At 34.4% G+C, this 13,111-nt stretch carries 10 protein-coding genes; 5 read left to right on the top strand and 5 right to left on the bottom strand.

The features are described 5' to 3' along the window. Positions 1-92 precede the first annotated feature (92 nt). Together GR162_RS08270 and GR162_RS08275 are read left to right on the top strand one after the other, a co-directional pair. Complete coding sequence (locus GR162_RS08270) at positions 93-1,139, top strand: exo-alpha-sialidase (protein WP_160781741.1); 1,047 nt, start codon at positions 93-95, stop codon at positions 1,137-1,139. A 151-nt stretch (positions 1,140-1,290) separates the two neighbouring features. Further along, entirely contained in the window at positions 1,291-2,244 is a 954-nt protein-coding gene (locus tag GR162_RS08275; RefSeq protein ID WP_237421332.1) for a M20/M25/M40 family metallo-hydrolase, read from the top strand. A gap of 116 nt (positions 2,245-2,360) precedes the next feature. Here GR162_RS08275 and GR162_RS08280 read toward each other — a convergent pair whose 3' ends face one another. After that, positions 2,361-2,726, bottom strand: coding sequence for a helix-turn-helix domain-containing protein (locus tag GR162_RS08280; protein ID WP_160781742.1), 366 nt, complete (start codon positions 2,724-2,726; stop codon positions 2,361-2,363). A gap of 81 nt (positions 2,727-2,807) precedes the next feature. Here GR162_RS08280 and GR162_RS08285 point away from each other — a divergent pair, with 81 nt between their 5' ends. Beyond that, positions 2,808-3,683, top strand: a complete 876-nt coding sequence (locus GR162_RS08285) for an NAD(P)H-binding protein (protein ID WP_160781743.1) — start codon at positions 2,808-2,810, stop codon at positions 3,681-3,683. Positions 3,684-3,852: 169 nt separating this feature from the next. Here the strand turns inward: GR162_RS08285 and GR162_RS08290 are convergent, their stop codons facing one another. From GR162_RS08290 to GR162_RS08305, 4 genes are all read right to left on the bottom strand, one after another. Next, the gene (locus tag GR162_RS08290) at positions 3,853-4,845 is read right to left on the bottom strand and encodes an FAD:protein FMN transferase (RefSeq protein WP_160781744.1); all 993 of its coding nucleotides are present in this window, start codon (positions 4,843-4,845) and stop codon (positions 3,853-3,855) included. 262 nt (positions 4,846-5,107) lie between these two features. Then, the gene (locus tag GR162_RS08295) at positions 5,108-7,291 is read right to left on the bottom strand and encodes a PepSY domain-containing protein (RefSeq protein ID WP_160781745.1); all 2,184 of its coding nucleotides are present in this window, start codon (positions 7,289-7,291) and stop codon (positions 5,108-5,110) included. A gap of 132 nt (positions 7,292-7,423) precedes the next feature. Beyond that, positions 7,424-7,906 (bottom strand): DUF2271 domain-containing protein, encoded by a 483-nt coding sequence (locus tag GR162_RS08300; protein WP_160781746.1) that lies wholly within the window; start codon positions 7,904-7,906, stop codon positions 7,424-7,426. A gap of 109 nt (positions 7,907-8,015) precedes the next feature. After that, on the bottom strand, positions 8,016-9,506 hold the full coding sequence (locus GR162_RS08305) for an ankyrin repeat domain-containing protein (RefSeq protein WP_160781747.1): 1,491 nt from the start codon (positions 9,504-9,506) through the stop codon (positions 8,016-8,018). Between the two features lie 746 nt (positions 9,507-10,252). Here GR162_RS08305 and GR162_RS08310 point away from each other — a divergent pair. Beyond that, entirely contained in the window at positions 10,253-11,227 is a 975-nt protein-coding gene (locus GR162_RS08310) for a ribonucleotide-diphosphate reductase subunit beta (RefSeq protein WP_008467402.1), read from the top strand. An 18-nt stretch (positions 11,228-11,245) separates the two neighbouring features. Further along, a complete protein-coding gene (locus GR162_RS08315) occupies positions 11,246-12,940 on the top strand; it encodes a ribonucleoside-diphosphate reductase subunit alpha (protein ID WP_160781748.1) in 1,695 nt (564 codons plus the stop codon). The last annotated feature ends 171 nt before the right edge of the window (positions 12,941-13,111 follow it).

A 13,111-nucleotide genomic window follows, 5' to 3' on the forward strand; every position in this document is an offset into this window, starting at 1 on the left:
AGGTAACTCTCCTTTTGTTTTTTATGAAGACCTGTGAATTTTTGCCCCAACTTTAATTCATAACATACAATATTAATTTTCATCAAAATAAAATGATTTTAAAGACAAAATATACTGTTGCAGCATTGTTTGCTTTATTTCTTTTTTCTAATGAAACAAAGGCACAATTAAAGGCTGTAAATATCGAAAGCAGTTATATTGCAGACCCGCCTGTTACAACCAATAGCCATGCCTCAACTTTGGTTGAATACAAGCCAAACGAAATTTTAGCAGCTTGGTTTGGCGGAAAATATGAAGGTGCAAAAGATGTCGGAATTTATATTTCGGCTTACAAAGACAAAAAATGGTCTGTTCCAAAAGCACTGATTCAACCCTTAATTAAAAACGGAGATACGCTTCCTTGTTGGAATCCCGTTCTGTTTAAAAGCAAAAGCCAGAATTTGTATTTGTTTTATAAAATCGGAAAAAATCCGAGAGAATGGTTTGGCGCTATGATGGTTTCAAAAGATAACGGAACAACTTGGGGAGAACCAAAATATCTCCCAGAAGGAATTTTAGGACCAATCCGAAATAAACCAATCGAAACCACTCCAGGTGTGATTTTATGCGGAAGCAGCACAGAAAGCATCAACACAGATCAATGGCGAGTACATGTTGAAGAATACACTGAAGCAACAGATTCTTGGAAGAAAATAGCGGTAGAAAACAACCAGAATTTTGATGTTATTCAGCCCACATTTTTAATTCATAGTAAAAGTGATATTCAGATGCTGTCTAGAAGCAAACACAATAAAGTAGTTTCTAGCTGGTCGGGAGATAATGGAAAAAGCTGGATAAGAACCAATACCATAAATGTAATTAATTCTAATTCTGGTATCGATGCTTTGACAGTTAATAAAAACCTATTCTTATTGGTAAATAATCCGCTTCCAATTGGAAAAGACTGGTTTAACGGACGTAATATTTTAGACGTAGAATATTCTAAAGATGGTTTAAAATGGACGAAACTATTCGATCTCGAAAAACAGGAAAAAGGAGAATTTAGTTATCCAGCCATAATCCAAACCACAGACAAGAAAATACATGTTTTGTATACTTATGATCGAAAATATATTAAACATACCTCTTTTGATTTATAAGATAATAGTACGCTGATAAAACGGATTCATTTCGTGAAAACGCTGATTTTTACGGATTTTTTTATTCTATTTTTTATATAATATCTGTATTTATCCGCGTCTTTGCAAAGCAAATCCGTTTCGTCCGCGTCCAATCTATAGAAAAACAATTATGAAATTAAAACTTCTTTTTACGACCGTATTTTTTTGCTGTACTTTCGTGAATGCACAAATGGCTAAGACCTTTTATAAACATGACAAATATCTTTCATCAGATAAATTAGAAGGTCGTTTTGTAGGAACTAAAGGAAATAACGATGCGGCTGCATATATCAAAAAATATTTTAAGAAATATGGTTTACAGCAATTCAATGATAGTTATTATCAGCCTTTCAAAGTATTTGTCAAAGAAGGAATCAATAAAATGAAATCGGATAGTGTGGCAACGCAAAATGTTGTGGGTTACATTGAAGGCTCCGATCCTAATTTGAAAAACGAATACATTGTAATCGGTGCACATTACGATCACTGGGGTTGGGGCGGACAAGGTTCTGGAAGTAAAAAGAAAGAAGCCTTTGCCATTCATAATGGTGCCGATGATAATGCATCTGGTGTTTCGGCTTTGCTTTGCATCTTAGAAGAAATTTCAAAACAAAAAGTAAAACCTAAACGAAGCATCATTTTTATTTCGTTCAGCGGAGAAGAAGAAGGATTGCTTGGTTCAAAGTATTTTGTAAATCATCTTCCACTTCCAAAAGAAGCTGTAAAAGTGATGCTCAATATGGATATGGTTGGAAGATTGAATGATAAAAAAGAGCTTTACATGGGAGGAGCAGGAACTTTTCCGAACGGAGTAGAATTAATGAAAAAACTGCAAGAAAATAGCGGATTAAATCCTGTAGTACATGCAGGCGACGTTGGTGGTTCAGATCATGTTTCTTTCTACAAAGAATCCATTTCGGCAGTTGGTTTTCATACAGGCGGACACCTGCAATATCACACGCCCGAAGACGACATCGAATTGATTAATTCAGAAGGAGGCGCATTGGTTGCTCAATATATTTATAATGCCCTTGTACAAATTGCCAATTACGAAGAAGCTTTGGTTTTTATCAAACAGAATTAAAACGAAGCGATATTTAATACAAATAAATTAAGTCGACTAGTGAAATTAATGCCTGTTCAATTTCACAAAACAAGTTAAGTTAATTAGTTTTTGTTTTTTAGCAAAGACGGTGTCTATTACATATTATAGACGCCGTCTTTCATTTTAAAAGCCCATGAAGCCATAGCATCAATAACAGGCATTAAACCAGTTCCTGCAATGCTTAATCTGTACGTTACAAATGGCGGTACAACAGGTTTTGCCTCGCGAATAACCAATCCGTCAGCTTCCAGCTGTTTTAAATGCTGAATTAGCATTTTTTCTGTTATGGCAGGAATAGCTCTTTTCAGTTCGCTATAACGTTTATCTCCAGTCGATAAATGATATAAAATAATAGGTTTCCAGTAGCCTCCAATTTTTTCCATAACAAAAGTCACGGGACATTTTTCCAATGCATACTGCTTGTTTTCCTGAATAGTAGACGATTCTTTAATTGCGGTCATAATACATACTTTAGGGTAAGTACTTGTATAAAAGTAAGTACAAAGATACCTTTGTCTTGTTAAATAAAAAAACATTTAAAGATGAAAATTATAGTCTCAGGTTCATTAGGAAACATAGGAAAGCCATTAGTGGCACAATTAGTACAATCGGGACACGATGTAACCGTTATCAGTAGTAATGCAGACAGAAAATCTGCTATTGAAGATTTAGGCGCAAAAGCCGCAATCGGATCAGTTAATGATGCCGATTTTCTTTCTAAAACTTTTGCAGGTGCAGATGCTCTTTTTGCCATGACACCTCCAAATATGGGCGGAGTAAATATTGTAAAAAATACTACAGATGCTGGTGCCGCTTTCGCGAAAGCAATTCAAACAGCCAATATTAAAAGAGTGGTTATGTTAAGCAGTATTGGTGCCGATTTGCCAACAGGAAACGGACCCATTGCAGGATTGCATAACATTGAGAAGATTTATGAAAAATTAGACGCTTCAATTACCTTTTTAAGAGCTGGATATTTCTACATCAATTTCTTTAATGATATTCCGATGATAAAAGGAGCAGGAATTATGGGAGCCAATTTCCCAGCGTCAAACCTTATTCCGTTAGTTCATCCAGAAGATATTGCAAACGCAGCTGCGGAAGAATTGCAAAAAACTGCAGACGGTAAGAGCATCCGTTACATCATCAGTGATGTAAAAACACCTTCAGAAATTGTAAAAGCATTTGGAACGGCTATTGGAAAACCAGAACTTCCGTGGATTGAATTTACAGACGAACAATATTTTGGCGGAATGACTCAAGCAGGAGTTCCAGAAGAAATGGCAGGTTTATATACCGAAATGGGAACTGGATTGAGAAACGAAACCATAGCAGCCGATTTTCTAAATAATGACGGAAATGCAACAGGTAAAATTAAATTAGAAGATTTTGCAAAAGAATTTGCTTCAAAATTCTAATTGCAAAAAAATCAAGAGAGGAATTTTTCGCACACTGTTTACGCAAAGCGTTCTATTGCTAATGTAGTCAAAATAATCTCGTAATGCCAATAGCTATCGGGAGCTAAGAGTAAAAACTTATTTATGAATTGCCTCCAGCTTTAGCTGGAAGTAATTCATAACTCACAATTCATAACTTATAAGGAAAGTTTTTAGACTTAACAATTTTCCCTTTATCCGTAATCAGAACACAGCTGTAATCGGGAAATTTCTGAAGCAGAAGCAAACCTTCTTTCTGACCTAAAACCATCATCGAAGTGCTTAATCCGTTAGCGGTTTCTGCATTTGGGCCAAAGACAGTTACACTGCATAATCCAGTGGCAGGATAACCCGTTGCTGGATTTATAATATGCGAATAACGTTTTCCGTTAAAAACAACAAACTTCTCATAACTGCCCGAGGTTGTGACAGCACCTTCTTTAAGCGGAATTGCAGCCAAAATCTTTTCAGGTTTAAACGGATTTGTAATTCCGATTTTCCAGTCTTTTCCATTGGGTTGTTTTCCCCAAGTGCTCATATCTCCAGAACCATTTATAATTCCGGCTTGAACGCCTTTTGCAATCATCATCGCACGGCATTTATCGGTTGCGTAACCTTCTCCCAAAGCGCCAAAACCAATTTTCATTCCTTTCAATTTCAAGAAAATGGTCGATTCTGTACTGTCTAAGATAATGTTTTTATAGCCCACTTTTTCAACCGATTTTTTTATGGCGTCCGCCGAAGGCATTTCGGTCATCGAACCGTCAAATTTCCAGATTCTGTCCATTGCCGCAAAACTAATATCAAAACCGCCATTTGTAATTTCAGAAAGTTTGATAGCTCTTTTAGTCAACTCAAAAACTTCTCGATCTACTTTCACAGGTTTAATTCCAGCATTCTGATTGACTTCAGAAATCTGAGTAGTGGGTTTCCAATCGGAGATTAAATATTCAATTCTAGTGATTTCTGCAATAACTTCATCTATATTTTTTTCCGCAGAAAGCGAATCTTTATCTACAATAGAAATATCAAAACGTCCGCCCATCAAAAGCGTTGTCCTTTTTCGTAATACTTGAGAATGTGTAGATACACAGTAAGCGATTAAAAAAAATAATGAAATTTTATATGATAATAATTTATGCATGAAAATCTTTTTATAGGGTTTTAAAAAGGCTCCGGAGGAGCATAATATTTATAGAAATAGATTTGACACCTATGAATAAAGCTCCTGAGGAGCGATATCTGTAGATTATGTATGTCGCCCTCTGGGGCTTTAGCTGTATTCAGATAAAATTAAATCTATAAATATGTCATCCCTCTGGGATTTGTTTTAGACTTAAAAATTAAAAATTAGAAATTAGAAATCAAGAATCTAAAATCTAAAATCAACAATCTAAAATCAACAATCAATAACAGTCCGTCACAAATTGTTTATTGGCTTTGTATTCAGAGAGTGTTTTTAATCCTTTTGATAAACATAATTCACTTAGAACATTTTCTACATCTTTTTGCATTGCAAGAGAACCGCAAATCATAATGACACCATCTTTTTTCAATACATTCACGAAGAAATTAGCATCTCTTTTAATCAAATCCATTACATAAATATGCTCTGCTTCGCGAGATAATGCAACATGAAAATTTTCCAGATGTTCTTTCTGTATCATGATCGCAGAAAACTTTTTATAAGCCATTAGTGTTGGCGTTTCCATTCTGAATCCGCTGTAGAGATGAAGCTCTTGTTTTGTTTTATTCTGTTCAATCATACCTAAGAAAGGAGCAATTCCAGTTCCGTTAGAAATAAAAGCCACTTTTGAAGCTTTTTTCGGAAGATGAAAAGCAGGATTTTTTACAATTTGTGCTTTAATTATATTTCCAGGTTCTAAAGCATTCAAAAATCCAGAACCCAATCCGTTTGGATGTAATTTTACAACAAGCTGAATATTGCCAGAATGATTTCCTATAGAGTAGAGGCGCTCTCTAGAATCGTTGGCAGGATAAATTGCCAGTAAATCGCCTGAGCTAAATTTAGTTCTGGCATTAGATTTTAAAGTCAGAATAAAAGTATGTTCGGTTTCAGAAATTGGTGTTTTATCCAAAACCATAAATTTTTGTAAACCTTTTGGAACGTGGTTATATAATGACGGAGTTGTCGCCAACGGAATTCCCGTTTTTTCGCTCCATAATTTTACCCATTCTACAAATTCAACAGCCGATTTATCATTGACCGTTTTCAGATCTAAATAACGGTCTGCCCATTTTTGTTTTCCTAAAAGCTGGTCAATTTCAATTGCAAATTGGCAAAAGTCAGGATAAGATTTAGAACCAAAACCAACCACAGAGAAATTAATACGCTGTTCTTGGTTTTGTTTTTCTATTAAAGATTTAAGTTGTGTTCCGTTAGAAGGCGCATCTCCCAAACCATGCGTTGACGTAAATACAAGAATATGTTCTGCCTTTGGATAAGCTGTAAATTTATTCAATTCGCTTACAAAAACCTTTTGTCCACGGTCAATTAATTGTTTTTGAATTGAATTGGCAAATCGGAAAGTGCTTCCGTTTTCAGAACCTACTAAAAGTATAAAAGTACTCTCGCTTGCTTTAAATTTATTCTTAATTCGGCTTGACCTTCTTTTCAAAGTAATTGCAAAACCAGAATAAATAAAGAATAGAATATTGATACAAGCAACTGCTAAGATTACAGCCCAAATTCCGTTAATTCTTCCCGTATGAAGATCAAGGCTTAATGCCGCAAATTGCGCCGTCATTGGAGAACGTTTTTCAGAAATTACAGCTCCTGTAACCTGATTGACTTCTACTTCTCGATCTTTCAATTCAATAATATAATACTCTTCAGGATCATCTGTAAAAGGAAATTCGATTTTCTTTACATCAGATAATAAAGTCGTTTTAAAGATTGAAACTGTTTTTGCTTTTTCTGAAAGTTCTGTTTTTACAGGTTTTGCTTTTTCTTCACCCATAAAAAAGTTGAATCTTTCGAGTGATAAATAGGTTCCTGTAAGTGCAATAATCAAAATAGGTATAAGAGCCAATCTTCCTAGAAGCACATGGTAATATTGAGCAAAGTATTCTTTGATTATTTTAGAAAAGAAATTTCGAATGCCACGCTGTCTTTTTAGAACCAGAACAAAACCAGAAATGGCTATTAATAGTAAGCAAAAAGAAATTATCCCTACAAAAAAACGTCCTGCTTCATGAAGAAACAGCGAACGGTGCAAACTCGTAATCCAATTTATGAATTCGGATTTCTTTGCTGGAGTTCCTAATGCTTTTCCTGTTTTTGGATCAATGTATGCCTTAACATCATTTCCATCAGCGTCAATAGCTTGAAGGGTTACAAACTGATTGTAATCTACGCTCAATTCTGTAATTTCAGAGTACTCTTTTTTTAAAACTGACAGTGTTTCGCCTAAAGTTATTTCATTAAAATTTTCAGCTTTGTAAGGAAGTGTTTTTTCCTGAACTGCATCGACCGCCAGAATAATTCCGGTCACCGAAGCCAAAAGCAAAAAAAGAGAAGAAAATAAGGCTAGAGCCAAGTGTGCATAACGCCAGAAAGAAAGAGTCATTGAGTGTATTCTATTATAAAAACGTTTAAAGCTTTGTCAAGGTTAAAAACGATGACAAAGCTCAGATTTTAATTCTAAGCACAAAAATAAAATTTGTACTCATTGTAAGGTTAAAAAATAATGTGCTTAAGATTATATTTTGTTTAATCTTACATATTTGATGTAGCCTTTACCATCTGTTTTATCTGCCAAACCTTCAGTTGTAAGCGGAACTTCAAGATCGCTTACATAATATTTCTGATCTTCGACAGCCGACTCAAAACGCAATTTATATCCTTTATTGATTTTAGAATTCTCGATTTCGATTGTCGTTACACTACGGTCTCCACCAGTTACAGAAGCGCCAGTTTTAGCACTGATGTCTTCGTTTTTCTTAGAATGGAATTTATTCCATTCTTTTAATGATTTGTACCATTTTTTATCATCGCCCATTACATAAAGCGTTTTTTCGTATTCACCAGCCGAATTAACTAACGAAACAACGATATAAGCACCTTCTCCCATATAGTTGTTCATTTGAAGCATGATTTTATATTTGCTCGATTGTGCTTGAGATTGGAAAGAAACTAAAAAGATAAAAGCGCTGGTAAGAGCAATTTTTAATAGTGATTTCATGAAATTTAGTTATAAATTATAAATTATGAGTTATGAGTTTTGCGTTTTGGATTATGACTTAGATTTTTAACTCATAATTCATAACTCAAAACTCATAACTATGTAAAAGTTATTTTAAAAACTCAACTGAGATATTATTTTTGGTAAGCACTTCATTTTCTTTAGCCAAAGCATAAGCTGTTTCGTCAAATTCTGTGCTGATGTCTTTTTTAGCTCCAGCAGAAACTAAATATTTTAAAATAGCATCATCTTTAGAAGTCATCGCCGCTCTGTGCAAAGCCGTTAAACCGTCTTTATTTTTAGCATTGATATCTACTTTTAAATCGGTAATTTTTTTAAGAAGCGAAACATCATTTTTAGTAATGGCTAAATGATATAAAGTGTTTCCATCTTTTTGGGGAGCTGCTAAGTCCAAACCATTTTCCTGAAGCAGTTTTGCTTTTGCATCAAAAGGATCTGTTGCAGCTTTTTCTCTTCCTGCCGGGCGATAAGATTGTACTAAATAAACGCCTAAGTTGTTTCCGTCTTTGTCTTTTACATTTACATCGGCACCTTTAGCCAAAAGTAAATTTACAGCTTCTGGAGATCCGTTTTTTACAGCAAAAGTCAAAGCCGATTCTCCTTTTAGATTTTGAGCATTTATATTTTTAACTTTTGGAAGGAAAAGTTCTAAAACTCCCGTTGCTCTTGTAGATGCAGCAGCCATTAGTGGAGTATTTCCTTCTTTGTCGGCTTTGTTTAGATCAGCTCCTTTTGTTAAGAAATATTGAAAAATCTCTGTCTGATTTGGTTTTCCTGCCAAAATATGCAATACGTTTTGTCCTGCTTTGTTTTGAGCTATAACCTTAATTTTTACTTCTTCAACCAAATATTTATAAGTTTCAAGAGTATTAGTTTCTCTTCGGCTTCCTTGTGCAGCAAATAAAAGAGCACCATCTGTTGGTTTAATTCCTTTTTCTAAAAGTTTTTTCAAAAGAGCAATATTTCCAGATCTCGCGGCATAAGAGAAAGCTGTGTTTCCATCATTATCAACATCTTTTAAAGACATTCCTTTAGTAGAAAAATAGTCTGCCGCTTTTAAATCTTTGTCAGAGGCTATAGTTAAAAGCAGAAGGTTTGCACCATTAGCATATTTTTTCGTCGGATTAAGTCCAGCTTTAAAAAAAGAATCATAAAGGGCCGGATTTGACTGTCCGCTTGAAGCAGCAAAATCAGCAGGGGCAGTTCCGTGGCTGTCTTCAAAATTTACATCAGAACCGTTTGCAATTAAATATTGCACCAATTCCGTATTTCCTCTATAAGCGGCCCAATGCAGATAAATACGATTGTCATGAGTTAATTTTGTAACTGAATTTCCAGGCTGTTCAACTAAAAATTTGATAGTTGCAAAAGGAGCATCGTTATTAATCGCTAAGGTCGTCACATCAAATGCATTAGCATTAGCTTCAGCTGGATTATTTCCTTTAGCGATTTCTGCCTGAACCGTTTCAACAGTTGGTGAAGTTTTCCAGAAAGCTGCGTCTAAAAGCGAGTTTTTTTGCTGTGCACTTACAAACAAAGAAGCAGCAAATGCAAAAGAAACAAAAAGGCTCTTTTTCATATTTGGATAATTTATAGTTATTGAATTGTACAAGATCAATTTATTTTTGAGAATATCTTCACTCTATTTAGAATAAATAAAAATAAAAGCAAATGTAAAAATTTATATTCTTAATGCAAGAATAATTTACAGTAAAAAAGAATTTACAATTGAGTTCTTCTACTAGACAAGGATCGCCAAAGTAAAAGTCAGTTTTGAATTTTTTTCTTCTTTAAGACGTTAAGCGCAACAGACTAATGTTTTGTTGCTGTTTTGCTGTTTTTAGGCAGCATTTCGTGCACAATTACTTTTTTTAAAGTCAGATTTAAATGTAAATGTTTGGAATAAAGTTACTTGTGTTTTTTGCCGAATATAAATTATTTAGAATAATTATTAATAATTAGCGTTTTTTTCAATTGGAATTGCCTTTCAAATTTCTATTTCCAAAATGAGAATGTTGATAACTGTTGTGATTTCCACCCGCGAAAAACTCAATTTTTCATGTTGATAACCTCACCTTAATTTTAGGGAAAATGCTAGTTCATTGTGAATTACATAAAAGGATTTTCATGTTGATAAGATTTATAAAATCATGAATATTTGGAGTTTTAAAACTGTTGATAATTGTACAGATTTTTAACATCTAAAATTGGACAAACGAATAACTGTGGGCTAAATTTGTAATTATAGAAATCACGCTAATACCACTCCCCAACTTGAGCGCTCGCATTCCTATTTCAAAGTAGTCACTTAAAACTCTATATATTATGTCAATTTTCGATAAAAGAATCAATTATAAACCTTTTGAATATCCTGAGGTTCTGCAATTTACTGAAGCGATCAATAAAGCTTACTGGGTACACACTGAAGTAGATTTTACTGCCGATACGCAAGACTTTCATGCGCATTTGAATCTGGCTGAAAAAACAGCAATCAAAAATAGTTTGTTGGCAATTGCACAGATTGAGGTAGCTGTAAAAAGTTTTTGGGGCAATATATATGAGCATTTTCCAAAACCAGAATTTAATGGGTTAGGAACCACTTTTGCAGAATGTGAATTTAGACATTCAGAAGCTTATTCCCGTTTGTTGGAAGTTTTAGGCTATAATGACGAATTTGAAAAATTATTGGATGTTCCTGTAATACGAAGACGCGTAGACTATCTTTCGAATGTGCTGAAAGACACTAAATCTCAGGACAACAGAAAATATATGGTTTCGTTGATTCTGTTCAGTATTTTAATAGAAAACGTTTCATTATTTAGTCAGTTTGCCATTTTGTTGTCATTTACCAGATTTAAAGGATATATGAAAAACGTGAGCAATATTATTGCGTGGACTTCAATCGATGAGCAGATTCATGCCAATGGCGGAATTTATATTATCAATAAAATCCGTGAAGAATTCCCAGAATATTTTGATGCAGAAACTCTAGAATTGGTAAGAGAAACAGTTAAAGAATCTATTGGTGTTGAAGCTGATATTTTAGATTGGATTTTCGAAAATGGTGCTGTTGAAACTATAAATAAAGAAGATTTGGTAAACTTCATGAAATTTAGAATTGACGAAAGTTTAAAACAAATCAATATCGAAACTATTTTTAATGTTTCTCCAGAAGAATACTCAAAAATGACTTGGTTTGAAGAAGAGGTTTTTGCAAACAGTCTAGATGATTTCTTTGCAAAACGTCCTGTAGAATATACAAAACACGATAAAAGTATCACTGCAAACGATCTTTTCTAATACAAGCCGATAATACATATGAATACGACAGACACAAACCCAGCAAATAATTTTGAACCACAAAACGATAGTAAAATGTGGTGGAAAAATTCTGAAAGCGAACAGATTTTAAACCGCGGTTATCTTTTAAAAGGAGAAACTGTAGAAGGAGCAATTGATAGAATTTGTACAGCAGCTGCTAGAAGGCTGTACAAACCAGAGTTGAAAGAATCTTTCGTGGAAATGATCGAAAGAGGCTGGATGAGTATTAGTTCGCCAGTTTGGGCCAATATGGGAACAGAAAGAGGTTTGCCGATTTCTTGTTTTAATGTGCATGTTCCAGATAAAATTGAAGGCATCACTCATAAATTAGGAGAGGTGATTATGCAGACCAAAATTGGAGGTGGAACTTCTGGTTATTTTGGCGAATTGCGCGAACGTGGAAGCGCTGTAACGGATAACGGAAAAAGTAGTGGGGCGGTTAGTTTTATGAAACTTTTTGATACGGCAATGGACACCATTTCGCAAGGTGGAGTTCGTCGCGGTGCATTTGCTGCGTATTTAGATGTAGACCACCCAGATATAGAAGAATTTTTAAAGATCAAAAGTATTGGAAATCCAATTCAGAATTTATTTACCGGAATTTGCGTACCAGATTATTGGATGCAGGAAATGATTGATGGAGATGTTGACAAAAGACAAATTTGGGCAAAAGTATTAGAAAGCCGTCAGCAGAAAGGATTGCCTTATATCTTTTTTAGTGATAACGTAAATAAAAGTAAACCACAAGTATATAAAGATCAAAATCTTCGCATTAATGCAAGTAATTTGTGCAGCGAGATTATGCTTCCGTCAACTCAAGACGAATCATTTATCTGCTGTTTGTCTTCTATGAATTTGGAATTGTATGAAGAATGGAAAGATACGGAAGCAGTTAAATTAGCAATCTTTTTCTTGGATGCCGTTTTGCAGGAATTTATCGAAAAAACAGAGGGCAACTATTATCTTGCTGCAGCTAATAAATTTGCTAAAAGACACCGTGCGCTTGGTTTAGGCGTTTTAGGGTGGCATTCTTATTTGCAGAAAAACATGATTCCGTTTGAAGGTTTGGAAGCTAAAATGAAAACCACTGAAATTTTCAAACACATAAGTGATAAAGCCGATAAAGCAACGCAGGAATTGGCTAGAATTTATGGTGAACCAGAATTGTTAAAAGGCTACGGCAGACGTAATACCACTACAATGGCAATTGCGCCGACAACCTCTTCTTCAGCAATTTTAGGACAGACTTCACCAGGTATTGAGCCTTTCAGCAGCAACTATTACAAAGCGGGATTGAGCAAAGGGAATTTCATGCGTAAAAATAAATACCTGAAAAAATTGCTTGAAGAAAAAGGTTTGGATAATGAGGAAATATGGAGAGGAATTATGCTAAATGGTGGAAGTGTGCAGCATATTTCACAGCTTTCTCAGACCGAAAAAGATGTATTTAAAACATTCAAAGAAATAAGCCAGTTGGAGATTGTACAGCAAGCGGCAATTCGCCAGAAATTTGTTGATCAAGGGCAGAGTTTAAATCTTAATATTCCAGCCGAACTTCCAATTAAAGAGGTAAATCGCTTAATGATTGAAGCTTGGCAATTAGGAATCAAAAGTTTGTATTACCAAAGAAGCCAAAGTGTTTCTAAAGAATTGGTTACAAGTCTGGTTTCTTGCAGCAGTTGTGAATCATAAAAATCAAAAGCCGAATCTTAATTTAAGATTCGGTTTTTTTTTTATTTAGAATGCGTCGAAAAGTTTCACGCAGATTTTACAGATTTAAGCGGATTTTTAAGTAGATCCAAATTGCACTAACGGACTTAATTCTGTACTTATCATATTTTTTTTTGTTGAAATAATAGAAAG

This window comes from Flavobacterium sp. HBTb2-11-1 (assembly GCF_009826975.1).
Classification (GTDB): domain Bacteria; phylum Bacteroidota; class Bacteroidia; order Flavobacteriales; family Flavobacteriaceae; genus Flavobacterium.